The sequence below is a fragment of the Pseudomonas sp. MWU13-2105 genome (assembly GCF_023242315.1).
In the GTDB taxonomy this organism is placed as follows: Bacteria; Pseudomonadota; Gammaproteobacteria; order Pseudomonadales; family Pseudomonadaceae; genus Aquipseudomonas.
This window is the reverse complement of sequence record NZ_JALLIY010000009.1, coordinates 121,185-145,320: the sequence shown is the minus strand read 5'-3', so window position 1 is coordinate 145,320 and position 24,136 is coordinate 121,185. Positions and strand designations below refer to the sequence as shown.

Below are 24,136 nucleotides of genomic sequence, written 5' to 3'. Positions count from 1 at the left end.
CCCTCCAATTCGTCATGCAGACGAACTACCCAAGACGCTAGAACAGGTCTATAAAAAAGCAAGGCAAAACGCCATATGACCGGCAAGAGAAAAGGAAATTCCATGGGTTGTAAGAAAATCCTTACATACGGGGTGGTGTTGATCCTGGCAGGCTGCTCATTTTTCGGGCCCAAGGTCGATGTGGCGAGTCTCACGCTGGACGTAGCGCCCCTGGCCAACGACAACACACCGATTGCCGTGGATTTCGTGGCGGTGAAAGACCCCGACCTCCTCAAGCAACTGGCCGGGATGAGCGCGAAACAGTGGTTCGGCGAGCGTGAGCAGTTCCAGCGCGATTATCGCCAGCAATTGAGCGTGTGGGGACTGGAACTGGTCCCCGGGCAGTTTGTCGCCAAGCAGGACTTCCCGTTGAAGGGCCAGAGCGCCGCTGGACTTTTGGTGTTCGCCAGCTATAACACTCCCGGTGCGCACCGGCTCAGGCTAGATGATCAGCATGAAGCCTGGCTGAAGTTCGACAGCCGGGAAATGAGTCTGTTGAACCCGACTGATCACTGATCGGGGCCGCTCGGTAGCGTTATCGGATGCCGAAGGGAGTTGTATGAGTCTGTTACCTGATGCGGTTTGTTGGTACGAGGGCATGCAACTGCAGCCCCAGCACTTCCAGTTGCAGGGACTGCGGGCCGAGGCCCTGGCCGCGCATTTCGCCCAGGCGGGCAACCCCTGGTTCTGGGGGGTCGGGCAACTGGAGGTCGATCCTTCCGCGCTGTGCGCCGGGCAGGTACGCATCCTGTCCCTGGAAGCCACCTTGCCCGATGGTCTGCCGGTGAGTCTCAGCGCCGCCGACGGCGCGCAGCTTGAGTTGGACGTGGGCGATGCGATCGCCACCTCGATTCATTCAATGGTCACGGTATACTTGGCGGTCAGCCCGCTGTGGCGCGCGGGGCAACTGCGCGATTTCAAGGGGCGCCTGCAATCGCTCACCAGCGAGGCATTGCCGGACCTTACCAGTGGCCATAACCCACAACCGATCACGGTCTGGCGACCGAATCCGCACCTGTGCACGGACTTGACCAAGGCTGACTCGATCTGCCTGCCGCTGCTGCGTATCCGCAAGGAAGGCGGCGGGTTTGTCCAGGTCCCTTATGTGCCGCCGAGCCCCAGGTTGCTGCCGGAGTCGCCGTTGGGTCGGCGGGTGGCGGCGCTGTGCGCGCGGACCCGCGAGAAGTGCCTGTTTCTCGCCGGCCGCCTGCGTCAGGCGCAGCAGGCCGGCAGCCAGGAGGATGCGACGGAAATTCGTCGCCAGCTTGGTGCGCTCTGGGCCCGTCTGCCGGAAGTCGAAGGCCTGCTGAGCAGCCGTGTCGCCACACCCCGGGACCTGCACGGGCAACTGCTCGGGATGGCCGGCGGCTGGTCGGTGCTCGACCCGCTGGCGGGGGTGCCGGCATTCATGCCGCTGGACTATCTGGATCTGCAACGCGGTTACGAGGAAGTACTCAACTGGCTCGAACTGGCGCTGGAACTGATCCGCGTCGGCTATCGCTGCCTGCCATTCGAGCAGGCCGGCGAACTGTTCTCCCTGCAATTGCCCGAGCGTCAGCCCGAGCAGCGCCTGGTGATCGGCTTGCGGATGCCCGCCGGGGCCGACGAAAGCGCCGCGATCGAATGGCTGGAGCGCACCATCATCGCCTCCGACAGCAACCTGACCCTGTTGGCCCGCCAGCGGATGCCCGGTCTGCGGCACCAGGTCATGAGTCGCCAGGAGCAGGTGGCCTACAGCGTCGGCAGTGATACCCGGTTGTTTGTCATCGAAGCCCGAGGCGAGTGGTTCAACCCCGAGCAACGGCTGCACATTATCGCGCCGGCCGCCAAGCTGGCCGTCAATCCATGGCAGATCGTCCTGTTTGTCGAGCAGACCACCGAGATACTGTAGTCAAGGAAGGGGAAGGCAATGCCAGAGGGGAGCGTCGGCACAGGGTTGCAGCAGTCACCGTTGAGCAATGCCTTTCGCCAGGCCTGGTTGGAGTGGTTGGTGGCCTGGAACGGCTTGAACAAGGACGACGAGGACGTGACGCGGCAGGTCGGGAGCGTGGTGGAGTTCTCCACGAAGATCAGCCGCAAGCTCTGGCGCAGCGCCTTTGCCAGTGTCGGCGACTCGGCGGAGCATCAGGTCAAGGCCACGGTGTATGCCTTTGTCGCGCTGGTGGATGAAACCCTGCTATACGCCACCTGGCCGGGGCAGCAGACCTGGCAGAATGATCCCCTCGAGTCGCTGCTGTATGCCTCGCGCCATGCCGGCGAGCACCTGCCCCAGGCGATCGAGAAACTGCTGGCCGACGAAGTGCCGGCCAGTCGCGACCTGGCCAATGTCTACCTGCAATGCCTGATCCTCGGTTTCCACGGGCGCCTGCGTGGGGAAGCCGGGCTGGCGCAACATGAGAAATGGCGTCACGCGCTGTTCGCCTTCGCCTGGCAGCGCGATCCGGACTACGTCGACGTCAGCGATTGCCTCGAACGACCCAGCAGCGTGCCCGCGCGGCGCCTGCCGATTCGCCAGTCGCTACCGGATAGCCTGCGCCTGGGCCTGGTGATTCTCGGCGTCACGCTGCTGATGATCGGCGTCAGTCACTACTTCTGGTACTCCATCAACCTGGAAGCACAGTCGGTGATACAGCAGGCCAATCCCGACGTACCCGAGGAGCAGAACCCATGAGTCCGCTGGCGATAGTCGCGTGGGTGGCTGGCGTGTTGCTGGTGCTGGCATTGTTGGCCGTGGCGATCTGGTGGTTGCGCACCCAGAGCGGCGCGGCGATTCGCAGCTTCTACGCGGCGGTGCGCAATATGGAGCAGGAGCAGGGGGTACAGGACCGTTATCAGTCACCCTGGCTGCTGATGCTGGGCAATGATGCCCAGGGCGCGCAACTCTGTTCCAGCTGGCACTTGTTGCCCACGGACAAGCCGGCCTGGTTCGGACGCTGGTGGTCCGACCCCGATGGCGCGGTGCTGGTGGTGCCGGAGTCGCTGTTCCTGCCCGATGAGCGGCTGAAGCTCAAACGTGGCAGTTGGTGGCGCCTGCTCGGGCTGATCCTGCGCCTGCGTGCCCGGCGGCCGCTGGACGGGGTGATCTGGAACGTCTCGGCCAGCCGGCTGTGGGACGACGAACAGGCGGCGGCCCTGGGAATCGCTGCGCGCCGGCGCTTTCTCGACCTGCTGCAGCGCCTGGGCCTGAGCTTGCCGGTGTATGTGGTAGTCACCGATATGGAGCAGGTTCCCGGCTTCCAGGAACTGATCGCCGCGCTGCCTAAAGAGTCCCGTGAGCGGACCTTGGGCTGGACTTCGCCGTTCGCCCCGGAAACCCTCTGGCAATCGGAATGGAGTGACCAGGCGCTGGACCAGATTACCCGGGTGCTGGTGGAGGCGATCACCGAGGTCGGTGCGCTGTCCGGGCGCCTGAGCGAAGACCTGTATGGCCTGCCGGAGCGTTTCGAGGCCTTGCGTCGAAACCTGCAGACCCTGCTCGATCCGGTCTTCCAGGGCAATGCACAGAGCGAGGCCGCGCGCTTTCGCGGGCTGTATTTCACCGCCAGTGAAGCGCCGAGCTCGGCGCCGGTTTTTTCGGCCAGCGATATTCCGCTGCTGCAAAGCGCTTTCGCCCGGCAACTCTGGCGGCGCCGGATCGTCGCCGAGCAAGGGTTGGCCCAGGTGGTCCCGCGGTTGTTGCGGTTGCGTCAGCGCTGGCAGCGGGTCGTCGGTGTGACGGCAGCGATTGTCGGCTTGGTCTGGGCGGTGGCGATGGTCTGGGTCTGGCAAGACTCGCTCAAGGATGCTCGTGAGCTGGCGCGCCTGCTGCAGGAGGCACAGAAGGGCTACGTCACGGTGGTCGATGAATCCCACCGGCTGGGGCCGACCCGGCGCAATGTACAGACGTTCTGGCAACTCATGGAACAGTCGCCGCGTTGGCACTTTGCCTCGCTGGTGTTGCCGACGTCCTGGTTTTCTTCCCTCGATCATGAACGTGACCAGGTGCTGCGCAGTGTTGCCATGAGTCATATGATGGTGCCGCTGCGCGATCTGTTGCAGGCGAACCTGACGCAGCTCAAGGCGATCCAGAGCACCGACCGGCGTTCCAACCTGGAAAGCGAAGACCCGGCGCAATGGCAGACCTATATCAAGTCCAAGGATCTGGTGGAGCGGGCCACGGCACTGGAACAGCAAAACCAGTGGATGACCAAGGCGATGGACAATCACAAGACCCCGCTGGACGACCTGGCCACCCTGAGTAACCTGGCCCTGGGGCTGAACCTCAATGCCGGGACGTTGCACCGGGCCGCGTTCTATAACCAGCACCTGGCGAAGATGGATATCTCCAACCTGATCCACCTGGACCTGCCGGTCGAGCGCCTGACCGTTGCCGCCAACTTCAAGGAATTGATGGGTCGGTGGCTGGATCAGTACTACCTGGCCGAGAACTTTGTGCGTCAGGCCGGCTACTTGAGGTTGCACCTGGACCAGCTGGAATCCGGTGCGGTGAGCTCACTCTCCGAGCTGGAAGATCTCAAGGCGATGATCGACGACTTGCAGTCGGTGGTCAGCCTGACCAACTCGGCCTGGAGTCGTGGCAAGGGCCAGGACCTGGTCCCCGGCTACAGCGCGCTGATGGACAAAGTGCGCCAGAGTGCCCTGCTCGGTGCCCCGCTGGAGCAGAGTCTGGAAGATCAGGCGGCCAAGTTGCAACAGAGCTTTCGCGACCAGTGGATCGCCAAGGCCGGCTCCCGGGGCAATCTGCTGACCCAGCAAGGCAGCGGACAACTGCTGTTGCAAGAGCATGTGCTGCAGTTGAACAACGCGATCGCGGCGCTGTTTCGCCGCGATTTCGTGGCCATGGCCATGCGCGCCGATGACAGCACCGGCGGCATCTATCAGAAACTCGACAGCGATGGTCTGAACACCGCTCTCAGCTACTTCGCCAGCTACAAGAGCTATGCCAGCGAAGAGATGCCGCGCATCCCGCCGGCCTATCGCGGGCCGATGTTGCGCATCGCCGAAAGTGCGGCGGCCAAGGCTATGTGGCTGAGCCTGGAAAGCAGTGGTGGCCCGTCGCCGGGGGCGACGGCATTCAATATCAAGACCGACCAGGCGCTGGCGTTACAAAGTGCGTTTATCGAACTCAAGCGCACGGACCTGGCGAGCAAGCTGCAAAACACCCTCAACCGGCGAGCGCTGGCCGAGGTCGGCAGCGGCTTGGAGCAAATCAATGCCCAGTCGGTGTTCCATGAGCGAGTCGATATCAGCAGTTGGGACGGTTCGAAAAACCTCGGCCTGCAGTTGTTCAGGGCCAATGATGCGCAGGATTTGAAGCTGGATCTCAAGCAGCAGTTCACCAGTATGCAGACCATTGCCGAGGCGCGGGCGCCGGCGCTGGAGTGGCTCAGGGCCCAGCAGCAGAACCTGGGCTCGGGTGATTTCGAGCGGTTCATGCGATTGAACGATTTGTACGATGAACTGCTCAAGTACAAGGAGCAGAATCCGGCCAGTTCGCCAGCGCTGATGGAACAACTGGTCAGTCGTGACTTTATCGACATGGATGCCGGCTCCTGCACGCAGATCCTGTCGTCGGCCAACCTGCCGGCCGGCCAGGGTGAACTGGCGTTGCGGGTGCAAGCCTTGCAACAGAGCGCCATGCGCCGCTGCCAGGGCTTGCAGCAGGAGCAGGCGGTCAGGGCCTGGAACGAGTTGGCCGGCTACTTCAACCAGTACCTGGCCGAGCGTTTTCCGTTCTCCCATGGGCTACAAACCGTGGATGCCGAGCCCGCGCGGGTCCAGCATCTGCTTGAGCTGATCGACACCCGCTTGCCGAAAGCCCAGGCCGGCCTGGCATCGAGCCAGTCCCCCGACCGGCTGGCTGCGGCTGATTTCCTCGAGCGCCTGAAACAGGCCCGGGCCTGGCTCGGGCCGCTGTTCCAGCGTGACCCGAGCGGGATGATCGGCTTCGACATGGACGTACGCTGGCGCACCGATCGGGATGAGGAACGCGGTGCCGACCAGGTGATTGCCTGGGGCCTGAATGCCGGCAGTCAACAGATCAACTACCCGGGCGATACCCAGCAGCGCTTGCGCTGGATGGTCGGACAACCGATCCGGTTGACCTTGCGCTGGGCTCGCAACGGATTGGAGCGGCCGGTCAGCGATCCGGTACAGCCGAGCCTGGCGGTGAGCGACCTGGAGGCCGGCTGGGAGTATGGTGGGCCCTGGTCGCTGCTGCGGATGATGCGCTCGCATCTGTCGGTGGTCCGGCAGCCGAACATCGATTACACCGATTTTCCACTGACCTTGCACCTGCCGGTACGGGGTTCGACCAACGGTGCAGCCCAGAGCACGATGTTTATCCGCCTGTCGTTGATGACTCAGGGAGGCAAGCTGCCATTGGCCCTGACACCGCTGCCGGTGCGGGCACCCTTGTCACCTTTTTCGAATTTCGGCACGGCGAGTACGGCTGCTGCTGATCAGGGGGCATTATGAGCCAGCCGGTCGCCGAGCTGTCGCTGCGAGTGGCGCCTCTGCTGGAGGCGATTTCCGAGGAGGCGCCGTGCGGGCAGAACCTGCGCTATGAAGCCGACTATGACCGGCTACGCGAACTGCGGCGCGAGGATGACACCAGTTTGCCCAACGGCGTCTGGGAAAAGGAAATCAAGCGGGCAGAGTGGGCGAGTGTCGAGCAGCTGGCCAGCGAGATCCTGCGGGGACGCAGCAAGGACCTGATGGTGGCGGCCTGGCTCGGCGAGGCCTGGTTGCATCGGCATGGCCTGGAGGGCTTGCAGGCGGCCTTGGCGTTGCTGCTGGGGTTGTGCGAGCGCTATCCCGAGCAGGTGCACCCGCAAGCCGAGGAGGGCGACCAGTCCTGGCGGGTGACCCCGGTGGACTGGTTGGTGCGGCGCTACGCCGAAGTGCTGCATACCCGGGTGCCGTTGTTTGCCCCGGGTGGCGGCAGCGGGTTTTCCGGGCTGAGCCTGTATGGCTGGCAGCAGTTGCAGGTGCGCCAAGTGCTGGTCGCGGACCACAAGAACGCCAAGGCGATTGTCGAGGCGGCGCGGCTCGAGCAGCAAAAGGTCAACGAGTTGATTCGCGCGACGCCGTTGTCCTGGTGGCTGCACAGTCAGAATCTGTTGCTGGCGTCGTTGCGCCAGTTGCAGGCGCTGGAGCAATGGACCGATCGTTTTCTGGGGGCGCTGGCCCCGACCTGCGGGCCCTTGCGTGATGTCATGCAGGCATTTGGCATATTGACCCGGGAGTTTATTGACATGCACCCTCAGCAGCCGGAAGCGCCGGCGGTCACTATCGAGATCGAGGCGGCTGCGGCGCCGACAGTCGACGAACTGCCGGAGCCAGCAGTGCACTTGGCGGCGCCGCGCAGCCGGGAAGAGGCGTATCGGCAGTTGCTGCTGATCGCCGATTACCTGGCGAAAACCGAGCCCCACAGCCCGGTGCCCTACGTGGTCAAGAAGGCGGTGGAGTGGGGCAACAAACCGTTGAACGAGCTGCTGTCGGAGCTGATTTCTTCCGACGCGGAGGCGCGACGGGTCTGGACGTTGCTGGGGGTGCTTTGAGCGGCTGAGGCGGGCGAGCGGGGCCTGCCCGCGATCACTCGGCAAACAACTGCACGATCAGCCAGGCGTTCGCGCCACTGATCAGTGTGAACAGGCCCCAGGCCAAGGCCTTGGTGTACCAGCGATTGACGAAGGGCCCCATCAAGCGTGCATCGCTGGTCATGCGGATCAACGGGTACAGCGCAAAGGGCAGTTGCAGGCTCAGCACCACCTGGCTCAGCACCAGCAATTTGCCTACCGCGCCTTCGCCCATGATCCAGACCCCGACAAAGGCCGGGATCAGCGCCAGGCCACGGGTGATCAGCCGACGTTGCCAGCAGGGAATCTTCAGGTTCAGGTAGCCTTCCATGATCACCTGGCCGGCGATGGTGCCGGTAAAGGTCGAGCTCTGCCCGGATGCCAGCAGCGCGATGCCGAACAGAGTGCTGGCGAACGCACCGCCCACCAGTGGGTCGAGCAGGTGATAGGCGTCCTGGATTTCCACCACTGCGGTATGCCCGGTCTGCTGGAAGGCCGCCGCGGCCAGGATCAGGATCGCGGCATTGACCAGCAAGGCCAGGGCCAGCGAACCGAGGGTGTCGATGCGCGCCAGTTGTACGGCGTCCCGGCGGCTGGCCAGGTCAGTGCCGATCAGCCGGGTCTGCACTACCGAGGTATGCAGGTAGAGGTTATGGGGCATCACCGTGGCCCCGAGAATGCCGATGGCCAGGTACAGCGGCGCGGCGTCGCTGATGGCCGAGAGAGATGGCTTGAAGCCTTGGAACACGTCCGGCCAGTAGGGTTTGATCAGCACCAGCTCGATGAAGAAACACACGCCGATGGTCGCCACCAGCACCAGCATGATCGCTTCCAGGCGCCGGAAGCCGCGGTTCTGCAAGGCCAGGATCAGCACGGTGTCGAATGCCGTCAGGGCAATGCCGAAGGTCAGCGAGCAGCCCAGCAGCAGATGGAAGGCCAGGGCGCAGCCGAGGACTTCGGCCAGGTCGGTGGCGATGATCGAGATTTCCGCCAGCAGCCACTGGAGCCTGGCCGAGCGCGGGCTGTAGCGCTCCCGGCAGAGCTGCGCCAGGTCGCGGCCGGTGGCGATCCCCAGGCGTGAGCAAAGGCACTGCACCGCCATCCCGGCGAGGCTGGCGAGCAGCACCACGAACAACAGGTTGTAGCCATAACGCGAGCCGGCCTCGATCGCCGTGGCCCAGTTGCCCGGATCCATGTAGCCGATGGAAATCAGCAGGCCGGGGCCGGCAAAGCGCAGGACCCGCTTGAAGAACGGCGCGCCGCGATCGACGGCAATCGAACCGTTCACTTCAGAAGGGCAGAAGGGGGCGGTGGCAACTTTCGGCAGGCTGAATTTCACACGGTGTTCCAGGACGACAGGCGAGGAGGTTCCAGCTTAGACGTTTGGCAGGCGCGCCCCAAGCTATCGAGGTGATTGAAAAAGACAGTCAATCCGGCAAGCTCCGCTTCCACACAAACACCGCCCCCACAAGGTATGGGGTCAGCAAGCGCGTTCAGGGTCGCCAGCCAGCGCGGATCGGTGGTGCCGACAAAACGCGCCAGTGGCATCGACAATCTGGCCGACATGCAGCCAACCTTCATGGGAAATCGAATGCACTTATCGAGCTGACTGGCATTCCTCGGCGGAGCGGCGCTTATTGCTCCGGAGTGTCTTCGGGTGCCGGATCACCGCCGTAGTGCTGGCCCAGCTCGATGCGTTTCTCCTCGACCCAGCCGCTGAAGTCATCACCGCTCTTGGCGATGTACATGACCTGGGCCCAGCCGTCCTCGGTGCTGGCGTACACCGTGAGGCCGTCGCCGGGTACGACGAAGACCTTTTTGGTGATGCAGGCACTGTTGGGCGCGCTGTGAAAGTAGGCCCGGCCCTGGCCGATGACCTTGCCTTCGACGGGCGGGCGGTAGCTGCCGGCTTCGGCATTGGCCTTTTCATGCAGGGCGGCGCAATCGACCGCTGCCTCGGCGGCAAAGGTCAAGGGCGAGAGGCTCAGCAGCAGGCAGGCAAAGGGCAGCAGGCGGGCGGTGCGTTCCATGCGGGAGGTGTCCATCAGGCGTATGGGAAGGTGCTGATCATAATGTGTTGGCGCGTTGGCCGTCATCCGGGAAGGGCTATCGGCGTGAGTACCGGCTTGCCGGAAAAATACGCCAGCAGGTTTTCGGCCACCAGCGCCACCGTGGCTTCGGAGGCTTCCGGCGACAGACCGGCCACGTGCGGGGTCAGCACCACATTGTCCAGGCCCTTGAGGACCTCCGGCACCTTCGGTTCGTCGTCGAACACATCCAGTGCCGCGCCAGCAAGGCGACCTTGCTGGAGGGCGGTTATCAGGTCGGCGGTCACCACCACGCTGGCGCGCGCAATGTTGACCAGGAAACCTTGCGGGCCGAGGGCTTCGAGAGCCTGACGGCCGATCAGGCCGTCGGTACTGGCACCGCCTGGGGTGGCGATGATCAGGTAGTCCGAGGCCAGCGCCAGTTCGGTGGTCGTAGCGCAATAGTGGTAATCGATATCCGTGCGCGGTCGCCGGTTGTGATAGCTCACCGTCATGCCGAAACCCAGGGCCGCGCGCTGGGCAATCGCCTGGCCCACCGCGCCCATGCCGAGGATGCCCAGGCGCTTGCCGCCCAGGGATGGACGCATCAGCTTGCGCCACTCGCCACGGCGCACCGAGGCATCGGCGCGGGGAATATCGCGCACCAGTGACAGCAGCAGGGCCATGGCATGGTCGGCCACGGACGAGGCGTTGGCGCCGGCACCGTTGGTCACGACGATGCCGCGTTGTGCGGCGGCGTGCAGGTCGACCTTTTCATAGCCGGCACCGATCACGCAGATGATTTCGAGTTTGGGCAGGGCGGCCATTTCATCGGCGAACAGCCCCAGCGGGCCACGGGTCAGCACGGCGTTGATGCGCTCGCCGTGGGTGGCGATGGCTTGCGCCCGCAGGGCCTGGGTCGGCGCCAGGATCAGCTCGAAGCCGTGCTTCTGGATGATCGGCAGGTAGTCGTCGACGGTTTCCACGAGTACCAGCAGCACGTTGCTCATGTGTTTCTCCGGGGCGTATCAATAAGAATGATCGGTAAGCCATGGTCTTGCCGGTGGTTAAGCTCAGGTCGCCCTGACACCGTAGCGACCTCGGTAGTCTCTGGGAGAAAAACCGGTGATTTTCTTGAAGGTCGAACGGAACGCGCCGGGGTCCTGGTAACCCACGGTCCAGGCGATATGGTCGACCGTGGCGTTGGTGAATTCAAGCATTTCCCGCGCCTTGCCAACCCGCAGGTGCTGGCAGTACTCCGTCGGCCGCAGGCCGGTGGCGGCGCGGAAGCGGCGCAGAAAGGTTCGCTCTTCCAGGCCGGCCTTGTCGGCCATGGCATTCACGCTGACCTCCAGCGCACCGCTGCTTTGCAGCCAGTGCTGGACCCTGAGGACCGCTGCGTCGCCGTGTCCCAGGATCGGGGCAAAGTTGCCGGCGCATTCGCTGTTGTCACGGTGTTCGATCAACAGGTAGCGGGCGGTGCGCGTGGCGATCCCCGGCCCCAGCAGCCGTTCGACCAGACGCATGCCCAATTCGGCCCAGGCCATCAGCCCGGCGGTGGTGATCAGGTCGCCGTCGTCGATGATCGGTTTGTCGGTATCGAGCCGTATCTGCGGGTAGAGCGTGGCAAAGGCCTTGGCCGAATTCCAGTGGGTGGTGGCGCGACGCTGGTCGAGCAGACCGGTCTGGGCCAGTACGAAAGCGCCCAGGCACACGGAGCCGATGATCGCTCCGCGGCTATGTTGTTCGCGGACCCAACCGGCACTGAGCTGCAGGGAGGCGGGCGAGGGGGTATCGCCCAGCGATGGTGGAATGACCACGGCGACCGGCTGGCCGTCCGTGCCCGGATGGCTGTCGTAGATCCGTTCGAGCGATTCGCCGGTGGCGCGGGTCGCCCAATGGCTGACACGCAACAGGCGGGCGGTATCGCCGTATTCGGCGACCATGCGATTGGCCACGCTGAACAGGTCGGTCAGGCCGTGGATGGCGGCGGTCTGCGCGCCGGGATAGAGGAGCAGGCCGATCTCGGCCGTGGCGCTGTCGTTGCGCCCTTCGGCTGTGATGGTGTGCTCGATGGCGGCCGTGGGCGCGTCCATTGTCAGTTTTCCCCTCGAAAGTGTCGGTCCGGCCAATCCCCGGAACACCGTGGGAACTGGATACTTGATCCGGTAGAGCAAAGCAACCGAACGCTGCACCACTCAATCGAGGTAGATGATATGTCCGTACAAGCGCTGATCCTGGTGGATATCCAGAATGACTATTTCCCGGGTGGAAAATGGACCCTGAGCGGCGCCGATGCGGCGGCTGACAAGGCCGCCGCGATTCTGGCCGCCGCGCGTGAGGCGGGCGACCTGGTGGTGCATGTCCGTCATGAGTTCGCCAGCGCCGATGCACCGTTCTTTGTCCCGGGTTCCGAAGGGGCGCGGCTGCACGCCAAGGTTCTCAACCGCGCCGACGAACAGGTGATACTCAAGCATTTCGTCAATTCATTTCGCGACACCGAACTGAACGCGGTGCTGGAACGCAATGGGATCAAGGAATTGGTGGTGGTTGGCAGCATGAGTCACCTGTGCGTCGATGCCATCACCCGCGCGGCGGCTGACCAGGGCTATACGGTTACGGTGATTCACGACGCCTGTGCTTCACGGGACCTGGAGTTCAATGGCTTGACGGTGCCCGCGGCCCATGTACACGGGGCGTTCATGGCCTCCCTGGCGTTCGGTTATGCCACGGTGGTTTCCGCCGAGCAGTGGCTGGCGCGCTAGGGTGCTATCCCCTGGCAGGCACTGGTCTGCTGGGGGAGAGTGAACTGGTTATGGAGTATGAATTGCTCCCGGAACTGATTTTGGATCGAGGAGCGCCTCCAGCCTGAAGGTCCCGTATTCCCGCCGGTGCTGGAGGAGTGGACACCGCCTTATGGTGGCTTGTCATTGTATTGCCCCAGACGCCGGCATGTGCCTGCGGGGTTGCGGGCATTGATCGAGTTGATCAGGGAACGCAGTGGTCAGCCTGTGTAGTCATGGGGGGGCCTGTTCTGGCCCCTTCGCGGGCAGCATCAATGCGCCTCTCCCGGCTTGATCCCCGCCGGCAGCGCCTTGGTCAGCAGCACCGCCAACATGCTGATCCCCAGCGCGATCCCGACAAAGTGGAAGGCGTCGTTATAGGCCATGATCGACGCCTGCTGATGGGTGATCTCGCTCAGCTTGCCCAGCGCCGCGCCGTCGCCGCCGAGCTTCTCCGAAAGCATGGTCAGGCGCTCGGCCACCTGCGGGTTGCCCGGCACGATCGCCTCGCGCAGATAGTCGAAATAGATCTTGGTCCGCGCATCCAGCAAGGTCGCCAGCAGGGCGATGCCGATGGCCCCGCCAAGGTTGCGCAGGATGTTGAACAGGCTCGACGCCGACCCCGCGTCCTGGGGCAGGATATAGGCGGTGGCTATCAGCGAGATGGTTACCATGATCAGCGGCTGGCCCAACGCCCGGATGATCTGGATCTGGTTGAACTGCGGGCCGGCAAAATCCGGGTTGAGTACCCCGGAGGAGAAACTCGCCAGGCCGAACAGGCCGAAACCCAGGGTGCAGAGCAACTTCGGTGAGATGAACTTCATCAGCTTGGGCACCAGCGGAATCAGGAACAACTGCGGCACCCCCATCCACATGATCACTTCGCCGATCTGCAGGGCGTTGTAGTTCTGGATCTGCGCCAGGTACAGCGGCAGCAGGTAGATCGAGCCATACAGGCCCACGCCCATGCCCAGGCTGGCAATGCTGGACAGGCCGAAGTTGCGGTTCTGCAGGATGCGCAGATTGATCAAGGGGTTGGCCTTGGACAGCTGCAGGATGACGAAGGTGATCAGGCTCAGCAGGGCGATACTGCCCAGCGTCACGATCAGGTCCGACTCCAGCCAGTCCTTGCGGTGGCCTTCCTCGAGGAACACTTGCAGGCAACCCAGGCCGATGCCGAGGCTGACGATCCCAGCGTAGTCGGTGCTCTTGAGCAGTTCCCAATGGGCCTCTTTCTTCTCCAGGCCGTAGAGCAGGCCGCCGATCATGATCAGGCCGGGCGGGATGTTGATGTAGAAAATGTACTGCCAGCCCCAGTTCTCCGTGAGCCAGCCGCCAATGGTCGGGCCGATGGATGGGGCAAAAGTGGCGGTCATGGCGAACATGGCCATGCCCTTGGCGCGGTGGTGGTCCGGCAGCTTGATCAGGGTCAGGGTGAACGCCAGGGGAATCAGTGCGCCGCCGGTGAAGCCCTGCATGGCGCGGAACACGATCATGCTTTCCAGGCTCCAGGCCATGGAACAGAGCAGCGACGAACCGAGGAAACCCAGTGAAACCCAGACCGCCAGCCGCCGCGCCGAGAGCAATTGCACCAGCCAGGCGGTAAGGGGAATCATGATGATTTCCGCCACCAGGTAGGACGTGGAAATCCATGAGCCTTCTTCCAGGGTCGCCGACAGGGCGCCCTGGATATCCTTGAGCGAGGAGTTGGTGATCTGGATATCGAGCACCGCCATGAAGGCGCCGAGCATCACGCTCATCACCGCGATCCAGTCCCGGCGGGTCGGCTCGCCCACCGGTCGGATCAGTTGATCACCGGCCATGCTGGGCGTCGCGCAGATCGACCTTGACGGTGACCGACATGCCCGGACGGATCCTGCCCTGCAAGGGGTTGTCGGCGGCAAAGGTCAGCTTGACCGGAATGCGTTGCACCACCTTGGTGAAGTTGCCGGTGGCGTTGTCCGGCGGCAACAGGCTGAACTGCGCGCCGGAGGCGGCGAACAGGCTCTCGACCCGGCCCTGGATCGGCGTGTCTTCATAGGCGTCGAAGGTCAGCGTCGCGCTCTGGCCCGCGCGCATGTGGCCGATCTGGGTTTCCTTGAAGTTGGCCTGGACCCAGATGTCCTGGTCCGGGACTATGGATAGCAGGTAGGCGCCGGCCTGCACATACTGGCCGGTGCGCGCCGCGCGCTGGCCGACCAGGCCGCTGATGGGCGCGTGGATTTCGCTGCGGGTCAGGTTCAGTTCGGCCTGGGCCAGGTCGGCGCGGGCATTGGCGAGCTGCGCGTCGAGGCGCTTGAGCTCGGCACTCAGGGCCGTGACCTGCTGGCGCTGGCCTTGCAGATCGGCCTGGGCCTTGGCCACTTGCGAGCGGGCGATATGGTTGTCGGCGGCGAGCGTGGTGACCCGCTCCTCCGAAACATAGCCGGGCTTGCGCAGGGTCTGCGCGCGGTTCAGGTCGAGTTGCGAACGACCGAGGCTGGCCTGGCTTGACGCCACCTGGGCATCGGCGGCGGCGATCAGGCTGGCTTGCTGGGTCAGCTTGCTCTGGGCTTGCAGGCGTTCGGCTTCGCGGGTGGCGAGGGTGGCATTGGCGCGGTCGACGGCGAGCTGGAAATCGGCGCCTTCGAGCCGGACCAGCAACTGGCCCTTTTCCACATGCTGGTTGTCCGCCACCAGGACCTGGTCGATGCGCGCACCCAATTGGCTGGAGACCCGGGTAATCTCGCCCTGGACATAGGCGTTATCGGTGCTTTCATAAAAGCGTCCCTTGAAGAACCACTGGGCGAAAAAGCCCAGGGCAATCAACAGGACCAGGAGCAGGAAAACAGATAGTCGACGTTTGAGTTGGGAGGGCATGGGTATTAAGACATCAATGTGTAAGTGAATTTTACGGTAGACGAATCTGGCACAGCAGTCCTAATGGGTAAATGCCAGCAACCGAGAAAGCCCGGTTTTCGCGGTCTTGAGCCATTTTTAGACCGAAGCTTGGCTTATATGCCCTCTGTCGGATGCCCTGCGCTGGAGCCCGGACGGCTGCGCCTGTTACCATTCGCCCTTTGTTTTATCTCCATTTCGAGAACGCCCATGACCACCGTTCGCACGCGCATCGCGCCATCGCCCACCGGCGATCCCCACGTCGGCACCGCCTACATCGCTTTGTTCAACTATTGCTTTGCCAAGCAGCACGGCGGTGAGTTCATCCTGCGGATCGAAGACACCGATCAGTTGCGTTCGACCCGCGAGTCCGAGCAGCAGATTTTCGATGCCCTGAACTGGCTGGGTATCACCTGGGCCGAAGGCCCGGATGTCGGCGGTCCCCACGGCCCGTACCGGCAGAGCGAGCGTAGCGAGATCTACAAGAAATATACCCAGCAACTGGTCGACATGGGCCACGCCTTCCCGTGCTTCTGCACCGCCGAAGAGCTGGACCAGATGCGTGCCGAGCAGATGGCCCGTGGCGAGACGCCGCGTTACGACGGTCGTGCGCTGCTGTTGTCCAAGGAGGAGGTGGCCCGCCGCCTGGCCGCCGGTGAACCCCATGTGATCCGCATGAAGGTGCCGAGCGAAGGCGTCTGCGTGGTGCCGGACATGCTCCGTGGCGATGTCGAGATCCCGTGGGACCGCATGGACATGCAGGTGCTGATGAAGACCGACGGCCTGCCGACCTACTTCCTGGCCAACGTGGTCGACGACCATCTGATGGGTATCACCCACGTGCTGCGTGGCGAAGAGTGGCTGCCGTCGGCGCCGAAGCTGATCCTGCTCTACGAATACTTCGGTTGGGAACAGCCGCAGCTGTGCTACATGCCGCTGCTGCGCAACCCGGACAAGAGCAAGCTGTCCAAGCGCAAGAACCCGACCTCGGTGACCTTCTACGAGCGCATGGGTTTCATGCCTGAAGCCATGCTCAACTACCTGGGCCGCATGGGCTGGTCGATGCCCGACGAGCGCGAGAAGTTCTCCCTGGAGGAAATGGTCGAGCACTTCGACCTGTCCCGCGTCTCCCTGGGCGGGCCGATTTTCGATATCGAGAAGCTGTCCTGGCTCAACGGCCAGTGGCTGCGCGACCTGCCGGTGGAAGAATTCGCCAGCCGGGTGCAGAACTGGGCGCTGAATCCCGAGTACCTGATGAAGATCGCGCCGCTGGTCCAGGGCCGGGTCGAGACCTTCAGCCAGGTCGCGCCGTTGGCGAACTTCTTCTTTGCCGGCAGCCTGCCGCTGGACGCCAAGCTGTTCGAGCACAAGAAACTCTCGGCCGACGATGTGCGCAAGCTGATGCAGTTGATCCTGTGGAAGCTGGAAAGCCTGCGCCAGTGGGAAAAGGACAGCATCACCGCGACCATCCAGGCGGTAGTCGACGCCCTGGAGTTGAAACTGCGCGATGCCATGCCGCTGATGTTCGCCTCGATCACCGGGCAGGCCAGTTCGGTGTCGGTACTCGATGCCATGGAAATCCTCGGCCCGGACCTCACGCGTTTCCGTCTGCGCCAGGCCCTGGATCTGCTGGGTGGGGTGTCGAAGAAAGAAAACAAGGAATGGGAAAAGCTGCTGGGCGCGATTGCCTGAGACCGTCCTGTTTCTGTGAGGCCATGTGGGAGCGGAGCTTGCCCGCGAAGGGGCCCTCAAGGCCGCCAAGAGCTTCGCGGGCAAGCTCCGCTCCCACAAGACCGCGTGCTCTGTGGATCGGTTGTTCGTGCAGGGATGGCGTTTTACCCCCGGTTTTACCGGGGCAGGGCGGTAAGTGGTTGTTATGCCGACAAAAAATTTTCAAAAAGTTTGAAAATAAGTTTGACAGCTCCCCGATACGCCCTTAAGATTCGCCCCGTCCTCACCGATGAGGGGCTATAGCTCAGCTGGGAGAGCGCTTGCATGGCATGCAAGAGGTCGACGGTTCGATCCCGTCTAGCTCCACCAATTTACACTTCAAGGCCTGGCCACACCGGCTTTGAAGCGATCAGCACTCAGCGTTGATCAGTTGTACAGAAGGGTTTGCGTCCCCTTCGTCTAGTGGCCTAGGACACCGCCCTTTCACGGCGGTAACAGGGGTTCGAGTCCCCTAGGGGACGCCAGTATCACAGAAGCGATGTTGCAACTTGATGTCGCTCCGCCTCCGAGGCGAAAAATCCGGGGCTATAGCTCAGCTGGGAGAGCGCTTGCATGGCATGCAAGAGGTCGACGGTTCGATCCCGTCTAGCTCCACCAATTTACACTTCAAGGCCTGGCCACACCGGCCTTGAGGCGATCAACACTCAGCGTTGATCATGTTAGAAGGGTTTGTGTCCCCTTCGTCTAGTGGCCTAGGACACCGCCCTTTCACGGCGGTAACAGGGGTTCGAGTCCCCTAGGGGACGCCACGATTGCCCGCTCTGCGGGATTTTATAAGGGTCATTCAATTATTGAATGACCCTTTTGTTTGTCCGGCGTTTGACCCTTTGCTCCCTGCAATCCATTTTTCAATACCTGTGGCTCGGACCAGTGGTCAAAATAAAGCCTTGCGGAAAAATATTATGCGAATAATATTTTCTCTGTGATGTCTGGAGGTGGCAATGAACGACAAGAAAGCTCAAACCCGCGAGCGGATTCTGCAGGCGGCGAGTAATGCCCTGATCCAGCGCGGTCCGGTCGAGCCGAGTGTCAGTGAAGTGATGGGCGCCGCCGGGTTGACCGTGGGAGGGTTCTACGCGCACTTCGAGAGCAAGGACGCGCTGATGCTGGAGGCGTTCAAGCAACTGCTCGCCCAGCGGCGGGCCAAGATGAGTGAGGTCGACAGCCAGTTGCCGGGCGAGGAGCGGCGGGCCCTGTTCGCGGCGTTCTATCTGTCGCGCAAGCACCGTGATGCGGTCCAGCAGGCCTGTCCGATTCCCTCGATCGTCGGCGAGATGTGCAACCTGCCGGAGTGCTTTCGCGAGGTCCTGAACGAGCATGTCGAGCTGATGGTCGCGCAACTGGCGTCCAGTCCCGAGGATACCGACAAGGCCCTGGCCGATATCGCCCTGATGATCGGCGGCCTGGCCGTGGCCAGGGCGCTGGGGCCCGGTGAGTTGTCCGATCGACTGTTGCGGGCGGCCAAAACGGCGGTCATCTGAGGGCGCTTCCGTTACACTGCCGCGGTCTTTGATTTGACCGGGAGCGGTACATGAGTTGGGATCTGGCGACACCCTTCATCCTCGATTTGCAAGTGGCCGACGAGGATATCGACGGTCTCGGACATGCCAACAACGCAGTGTATGTCAGCTGGCTGGAGCGCTGTGCCTGGCGTCACTCGCAGCGCCTGGGCCTGGATCTCAGCGAATATCGACGTCTGGACCGGGCCATGGCGGTGGTTCGCCATGAGATCGACTACCTGGCGGCGGCCTACGAAGGCGACGAGTTGCAGTTGGCGACCTGGATCGTCGACTGGGACCAGCGGCTGAAGATGACCCGGCGTTTCCAGCTGGTCCGCCCCAGCGACAACCTGACCCTGTTGCGCGCGCAGACCACCTTTGTCTGTATCGAGCTGTCCAGCGGCAAGCCCAAGCGCATGCCGACGGAATTCCTCGAAGGTTACGGACCTGCCGTGCAGTCGGTCTGAGGGCGTACCGGTTTGTGCCGGAACGCCGTAAACTGCCGCACTTTTTCGATGACCGCTTTTTTCGATGAGAGTCCCCATGCAAATTGCCCTGGCCCCGATGGAGGGGTTGGTCGACAACATCCTGCGTGATGTGCTGACCCGCGTCGGCGGTATCGACTGGTGCGTCACCGAGTTCATCCGGATCAATGACTCGCTGTTGACGCCGGCCTACTACCACAAGTTCGCCCCCGAGTTGTTGACCGACGCCCGCACGGCGGCCGGTGTGCCGCTGCGGGTGCAATTGCTCGGTTCCGATCCGGTGTGCCTGGCGGAAAACGCGGCGCTGGCCTGCGAGCTGGGTTCGCAGGTCATCGACCTGAATTTCGGTTGTCCGGCCAAGACCGTGAACAAGTCGCGGGGCGGCGCGGTATTGCTCAAGGAGCCGGAGCTGCTCAACGCCATTGTCGAGCAGGTGCGGCGTGCGGTGCCGGCGCATATCCCGGTGACGGCCAAGATGCGCCTGGGCTTCGACAGTCCGGACGGGGCGCTGGTTTGCGCTACGGCCTTGGCCGAAGGCGGCGCCGCGCAGATCGTCGTGCACGCGCGGACCAAGGTCGACGGCTACAAGCCACCGGCCCACTGGGAATGGGTGGCGCGGGTGCAGGAAGTGGTCAAGGTGCCGGTGTTTGCCAATGGCGATATCTGGTCGGTGGACGACTGGCGACGCTGTCGCGAGATCAGCGGCGCCGAGGACATCATGCTCGGTCGCGGCCTGGTCTCGCGCCCGGACCTGGCCCGGCAGATTGCCGCGGCGCGGGCCGGCGAAGAGGTGCTGGAGATGACCTGGGCCGAGCTGCAACCGCTGCTGCGCGACTTCTGGGCGCAGGCCCGTGCGCAGTTGACGCCACGTCAGGCGCCGGGCCGTTTGAAGCAGTGGTTGGCGATGTTGACGCGCAATTATCCGCAGGCCGTGGAACTGTTCAGCCACCTGCGCCGCGAGACCGATTGCGACGCGGTCGGGCGCCTGCTGCACGTGCCGCTGCCGGAAGCGGCCTGAAAAATTTCACGACAATCTCTTGAAAAGCGTGGGCGCGTTCCTATCTAGGGTGTACGCGATGCCGAATTCGGGTCGCGGACTAAACCACTCGCTGAATTTCAGGAGATTGACATGACTACCGCATTTTCCCTGGCTCCACTGTTCCGTTCTTCCGTCGGTTTCGATCGTTTCAACGATCTGTTCGAAACCGCGCTGCGCAACGAGCCGGGCAGCAGCTACCCACCCTACAACGTTGAAAAGCATGGCGACGACCAGTACCGCATCGTCGTGGCCGCTGCCGGCTTCCAGGAAGAGGACCTGGAGCTGCAGGTCGAGAAGGGCGTGCTGACCGTCAGTGGCGGTAAGCGTGACACCAAGGCCGAAAACGTCAGCTACCTGCACCAGGGCATTGCCCAGCGTGCCTTCAAGTTGTCCTTCCGCCTGGCCGACCATATCGAGGTCAAGGCCGCGGGCCTGAGCAACGGTCTGTTGAATATCGACCTGTTGCGGGTCGTGCCGGAAGAGGCCAAGCCAAAGCGCATTGCGATCAATGCCGGGCAACAGCCAGCACTGCAGCACTAAGCGGCAGCCTGCTCAAGAGAACCCCGCCTCGGCGGGGTTCTTTGTTGATGCCGTGCGCAGAATTCATAGGCGCCACCGACCTGTAGGAGCAGAGTTTGCTCGCGAAGGGGGCCGCAAGACCGCCAAAAGCTTCGCGGGCAATCGGGCGTCGACCGGCCGCTCCTACAGGTCGATGGTGTGCTCAGGGCCGGGGGACTTCAGGAGCATTTTGAACTCCTCCAAAGGCAGCGGTCGACTGTGCAGGTAGCCCTGGTACAGATGACAACCCAGGCCTTCCAGGAACACCAGTTGCTCCGGCAGTTCCACCCCTTCGGCAATCACCGTCAGCCCCAGGCTGCGGGCCATGGCGACAATCGCCCGGATGATTTCCGCGTCGTTGGGGTCGTGGGTCGCGTCGCGCACGAACGACTGGTCGATCTTCAAGGCGTCCACCGGCAAGCGCTTGAGGTAGGTCAGCGACGAATATCCGGTACCGAAATCGTCCATGGCAAAACTGACGCCGATCTTGTTCAGGCGGCGCATCTTGCTGATGGTGTCTTCCAGGTTCTGGATCACGATGCCCTCGGTGATTTCCAGCTTCAGCATCGAGGACGGCACGTTGTAGCGGGTCAGCGTGTGCTCCACCCGTTCGACGAAATCGGTCTGGCGGAACTGTCGCGGACTGATATTCACGCACAGGCTGAAGGCATGGCTGATCAGGCCGTCGCCCAGCAGGATGCCGAAGGCCTCGCAGGCGTGGTCGAGGATCCAGGTGCCGACTTCGAGGATCAGCCCGCTGTCTTCCAGGACCTTGATGAATTCGGTCGGCGATTGTGCGCCGAGTTCCGGGTGGTGCCAGCGCACCAGGGCTTCGGCGCCGATGATGCTGTTGTCGCGGGCGTCCACCTGGGGCTGGAAGTGCACGCTGAATTCGCCGCGGGACAGCGCCTGGCGCAGGTCGTTTTCCATGCGCAGGCGTTCGCTGGCGGCTTTTTGCATGGTGCTGTGGAACAGCTGGGTGATGTTGCGCCCGGAATCCTTGGCCCGGTACAGCGCGATATCGGCGCGCTTGAGCAGGTCGGCGGGGGTCGTGCCGTGGTCGGGAATCAGTGCCACGCCGATGCTCGGGGTCACTTGCAGGCGCTGGCCGTCGAGGAACATCGGTTCGGCCAGCAGCTCGCGGATGGTGTCCGCCAGCTCGCGAACCTTTTGCGTGACCTCGCTGCGTGAGCCGTCCAGGCCGCTGAGCAGTACTACGAACTCGTCGCCACCGAGGCGCGCCACGGTGTCTTCGGTGCGCACGCTGGCTTCCAGGCGGGCGGTGATCACCTTGAGCACGGTGTCGCCCACCGGATGGCCGAGGGAGTCGTTGATGTGCTTGAAATGGTCGAGGTCGAGGAACAGCAGGGCGCCGCGCAGGTTATGGCGCTTGAGCAGGGCGATCTGCTGGCTCAGGCGATCCATCAGCAGGGCGCGGTTGGGCAGGTTGGTCAACGGATCGTGATAGGCAAGGTGGCGGATCTGCGCCTGGGCGTTCTTCAGCAGGCTGATGTCCCGGGCGGTCAGCAACAGGCAGGCGGTCTCATTGAGGATGATCGGTTCGACCGAGACTTCGACGGTGAGCACATCGCCACGTTTGTTGCGTCCGAGCATGTCGCGGTGCGGGACATGGCCTTTTTCCGCCAATTCCGCCAGTAGCGCGGTGCGCTGCTTGTGATCGGCCCAGACGCCGATTTCATACACGGTGCGGCCGATGACTTCGTTGCTGGTGTAGCCGGTCAGCCGGCAGAAACCGTCGTTGACCTCCAGGTAGCGGCCGCTGTCGCGCTCGGTGATGGTGATGGCGTCGGGGCTGGAGTGGAATGCCTTGGCGAATTTTTCCTCGCTGGCCTTGAGCGCCGCCTCGGCCCGTTGCTGCTGGGTGATGTCGCGCAGGGTGGTGACGATGCAGGGCTGTTCCTCGACCATGATCTGCCGGCTGTTGATGACGCAGGTCAGGGCGTGGCCACGCTTGTGGTGGACGATCACCGCCACATTGTTCAGCGCCTGGTCACGGATCACCTGTTGGATGCGCAGCAGGCGTTTGGCCGAGTCGTCCCACAAGCCGATCTGCTCGGCGCTGCGATTGCGTACTTCGTCGATGCTCCAGCCGAACACTTGGGTGAAGGCCGGGTTGATTTCGATGAATTGTCCGGTTTCGTGGAGCGTGACGCAGATCGGATCGGGACTGGCCTGGAACAGACTGGCGAATTTCTCTTCCGAGGCCACCAGGCGCTGTTCGCGCTCGACCTGATCGGTAATGTCCAGCAGGGTGCCCGCCATGCGCAAGGGGTTGCCCTGTTCGTCGCGGTAGAGGCGGGCGCGGCTTTCCAGGTAGCGCGAGGTGCCGTTTTCCAATGGCACCCGATAGGTCAGTTGATAGTTGCCTTCCGGGCCTTCGCGCAGGCTGCGGTAGGCATGGCGCATGCTTTCGCGTTCGCTGGCGGGCACACCCTCGAAAAAAGCGTCGAAGGACTCATGGAACGGCTGTGGCTCGAGGCCGTGCAACTGCGCAGCCCGCGCCGAGCCATAGAGCATGCCGCTGGGGATATGCCAGTCCCAGGTACCCAGTTGCGCCGAGTCCAGGGCCAGGTCGAGGCGTTCCTGGCTATCCTTGAGGGCCTGCTCGGCGTTCTTGCGTTCGGTGGTGTCGAGAAAGGTGCTCAGCAGATAGGCCTGGCCTTCCAGTTCGACCCGTTGGGCGCTGAGGATGCCGTCGTGGATTTTCCCGTTGCTGGCCCGTAGTTGCACCTCCTGGCTGACCGACTCGCCCTTGGTTCGGAGCGACTTGACCAGGCGCCCTCGCTCCTCCGGATCGACCCAGAGTCCCAGCTCCAGGGTGGTCCGTCCGATCACTGACAGGGCGGGCCAGCCGAACAGGCTTTCGAAGTACTGGTTGGCCTCGCTGATCAGGCCATCCTCTTCGCGGGTCAGCAGCACCATGTTGGGTGACAGGTGAAACAGGGTGGCGAAGCGTTTTTCCGAGCTGCTGAGGGCATGCTCGCGCTGGCGTTGGTGGGTGATTTCGCGGATGACGCCGATCATCCGTGGCTTGCCATTCTTGTCCGGCAACAGGCTGCCATTGATTTCCAGCCAGTGTAGGCTGCCGTCGGGCCAGCGGATGCGGTGATGCATGGCCTGTTCGACGGGCTCCCCTTCCAATACCGCATGAAAGGCTCGCAAGGCGCGTGCGCGGTCCTCGACCGGCAGCAGGTCAAGGTAGTCGATGTCCTTGGGCAGTGGCTGGTGCGGATCGAAGCCGAACAGCGCCTGGGTGCCACGGGACCAACTGACCTGGCCGCTTTCAATATCCCAGCACCAGGCACCGAGGCGCGCGCCGTTAAGGGCGGCAAGCAGTTGCGAGGCGCTTTCCCAGCTCTGTTCCGACACCTGGGGGTCGAGTGCGTGAATGCGTGGCAGGGGTGGGATACGGCTGGCGTGCTTGGGCATTTACAGCTGTCCTTGGGATGAAAGGAGCGTTGTGCCGCAAAAAACTGTTTGGAATAAAGCAGGCTTGC

The 24,136-nt window shown here is 63.2% G+C and carries 19 protein-coding genes and 4 tRNA genes; 15 read left to right on the top strand and 8 right to left on the bottom strand.

Annotated features, from left to right (window positions below; all coding sequences use genetic code 11):
- The first annotated feature begins 102 nt into the window (after positions 1–102).
- From M5B96_RS15010 to tssA, 5 genes are read left to right on the top strand one after another with little or no spacing between them, the layout of a single operon-like run.
- Entirely contained in the window at positions 103–555 is a 453-nt protein-coding gene (locus M5B96_RS15010; RefSeq protein ID WP_248797444.1) for a type VI secretion protein, read from the top strand.
- 43 nt (positions 556–598) lie between these two features.
- Positions 599–1,930, top strand: coding sequence for a type VI secretion system baseplate subunit TssK (gene tssK / locus M5B96_RS15005; protein WP_248797443.1), 1,332 nt, complete (start codon positions 599–601; stop codon positions 1,928–1,930).
- 18 nt (positions 1,931–1,948) lie between these two features.
- Positions 1,949–2,710: a DotU family type IV/VI secretion system protein gene (locus M5B96_RS15000; RefSeq protein ID WP_248797442.1), complete on the top strand. Its 762-nt coding sequence runs from the start codon at positions 1,949–1,951 to the stop codon at positions 2,708–2,710.
- The gene (locus M5B96_RS14995; protein WP_248797441.1) at positions 2,707–6,516 is read left to right on the top strand and encodes a type VI secretion system protein; all 3,810 of its coding nucleotides are present in this window, start codon (positions 2,707–2,709) and stop codon (positions 6,514–6,516) included. Before M5B96_RS15000 ends, M5B96_RS14995 begins: the two co-directional genes overlap by 4 nt.
- A complete protein-coding gene (gene tssA, locus M5B96_RS14990) occupies positions 6,513–7,601 on the top strand; it encodes a type VI secretion system protein TssA (RefSeq protein WP_248797440.1) in 1,089 nt (362 codons plus the stop codon). Before M5B96_RS14995 ends, tssA begins: the two co-directional genes overlap by 4 nt.
- A gap of 34 nt (positions 7,602–7,635) precedes the next feature.
- Here the strand turns inward: tssA and M5B96_RS14985 are convergent, their stop codons facing one another.
- The 5 genes from M5B96_RS14985 to M5B96_RS14965 form a co-directional block, all read right to left on the bottom strand.
- On the bottom strand, positions 7,636–8,958 hold the full coding sequence (locus tag M5B96_RS14985; protein WP_248797439.1) for an Nramp family divalent metal transporter: 1,323 nt from the start codon (positions 8,956–8,958) through the stop codon (positions 7,636–7,638).
- Positions 8,955–9,185 carry a hypothetical protein gene (locus M5B96_RS14980; protein WP_248797438.1) on the bottom strand — a complete coding sequence of 77 codons (231 nt, stop codon included), beginning with the start codon at positions 9,183–9,185 and terminating at the stop codon, positions 8,955–8,957. Before M5B96_RS14980 ends, M5B96_RS14985 begins: the two co-directional genes overlap by 4 nt.
- A 68-nt stretch (positions 9,186–9,253) precedes the next feature.
- On the bottom strand, positions 9,254–9,649 hold the full coding sequence (locus M5B96_RS14975) for an SH3 domain-containing protein (protein WP_248797437.1): 396 nt from the start codon (positions 9,647–9,649) through the stop codon (positions 9,254–9,256).
- A 62-nt stretch (positions 9,650–9,711) separates the two neighbouring features.
- Positions 9,712–10,656: a 2-hydroxyacid dehydrogenase gene (locus M5B96_RS14970; protein WP_248797436.1), complete on the bottom strand. Its 945-nt coding sequence runs from the start codon at positions 10,654–10,656 to the stop codon at positions 9,712–9,714.
- Between the two features lie 63 nt (positions 10,657–10,719).
- Positions 10,720–11,742 carry a GlxA family transcriptional regulator gene (locus tag M5B96_RS14965; RefSeq protein WP_248797435.1) on the bottom strand — a complete coding sequence of 341 codons (1,023 nt, stop codon included), beginning with the start codon at positions 11,740–11,742 and terminating at the stop codon, positions 10,720–10,722.
- Positions 11,743–11,862: 120 nt separating this feature from the next.
- Between M5B96_RS14965 and M5B96_RS14960 the strand changes: the two genes are divergently transcribed.
- Positions 11,863–12,411, top strand: coding sequence for a cysteine hydrolase family protein (locus M5B96_RS14960; RefSeq protein WP_248797434.1), 549 nt, complete (start codon positions 11,863–11,865; stop codon positions 12,409–12,411).
- A gap of 290 nt (positions 12,412–12,701) precedes the next feature.
- On the opposite strand, the gene M5B96_RS14950 is transcribed toward M5B96_RS14960, so the two are convergent.
- Positions 12,702–14,192 (bottom strand): MDR family MFS transporter, encoded by a 1,491-nt coding sequence (locus M5B96_RS14950; RefSeq protein WP_248797629.1) that lies wholly within the window; start codon positions 14,190–14,192, stop codon positions 12,702–12,704.
- Between the two features lie 49 nt (positions 14,193–14,241).
- Complete coding sequence (locus tag M5B96_RS14945; RefSeq protein ID WP_248797433.1) at positions 14,242–15,288, bottom strand: HlyD family secretion protein; 1,047 nt, start codon at positions 15,286–15,288, stop codon at positions 14,242–14,244.
- Positions 15,289–15,516: 228 nt separating this feature from the next.
- Here M5B96_RS14945 and gltX point away from each other — a divergent pair, with 228 nt between their 5' ends.
- The 9 genes from gltX (at position 15,517) to M5B96_RS14900 (ending at position 20,600) form a co-directional block, all read left to right on the top strand.
- Positions 15,517–16,998: a glutamate--tRNA ligase gene (gene gltX / locus M5B96_RS14940; protein ID WP_248797432.1), complete on the top strand. Its 1,482-nt coding sequence runs from the start codon at positions 15,517–15,519 to the stop codon at positions 16,996–16,998.
- Positions 16,999–17,270: 272 nt separating this feature from the next.
- A tRNA-Ala gene (locus M5B96_RS14935) sits at positions 17,271–17,346 on the top strand.
- A 79-nt stretch (positions 17,347–17,425) separates the two neighbouring features.
- Positions 17,426–17,501: transfer RNA gene (locus M5B96_RS14930), tRNA-Glu, on the top strand.
- Between the two features lie 57 nt (positions 17,502–17,558).
- Positions 17,559–17,634: transfer RNA gene (locus M5B96_RS14925), tRNA-Ala, on the top strand.
- Between the two features lie 76 nt (positions 17,635–17,710).
- Positions 17,711–17,786, top strand: a tRNA-Glu gene (locus M5B96_RS14920).
- A gap of 192 nt (positions 17,787–17,978) precedes the next feature.
- Positions 17,979–18,518 carry a TetR/AcrR family transcriptional regulator gene (locus M5B96_RS14915; protein ID WP_248797431.1) on the top strand — a complete coding sequence of 180 codons (540 nt, stop codon included), beginning with the start codon at positions 17,979–17,981 and terminating at the stop codon, positions 18,516–18,518.
- A gap of 50 nt (positions 18,519–18,568) precedes the next feature.
- Positions 18,569–19,003, top strand: a complete 435-nt coding sequence (locus M5B96_RS14910) for an acyl-CoA thioesterase (RefSeq protein WP_248797430.1) — start codon at positions 18,569–18,571, stop codon at positions 19,001–19,003.
- A gap of 76 nt (positions 19,004–19,079) precedes the next feature.
- Positions 19,080–20,039, top strand: a complete 960-nt coding sequence (locus M5B96_RS14905; RefSeq protein ID WP_248797429.1) for a tRNA dihydrouridine synthase — start codon at positions 19,080–19,082, stop codon at positions 20,037–20,039.
- A gap of 111 nt (positions 20,040–20,150) precedes the next feature.
- Positions 20,151–20,600 (top strand): Hsp20 family protein, encoded by a 450-nt coding sequence (locus M5B96_RS14900; RefSeq protein WP_248797428.1) that lies wholly within the window; start codon positions 20,151–20,153, stop codon positions 20,598–20,600.
- 162 nt (positions 20,601–20,762) lie between these two features.
- On the opposite strand, the gene M5B96_RS14895 is transcribed toward M5B96_RS14900, so the two are convergent.
- Positions 20,763–24,068: a PAS domain S-box protein gene (locus M5B96_RS14895; RefSeq protein ID WP_248797427.1), complete on the bottom strand. Its 3,306-nt coding sequence runs from the start codon at positions 24,066–24,068 to the stop codon at positions 20,763–20,765.
- Positions 24,069–24,136 lie beyond the last annotated feature (68 nt).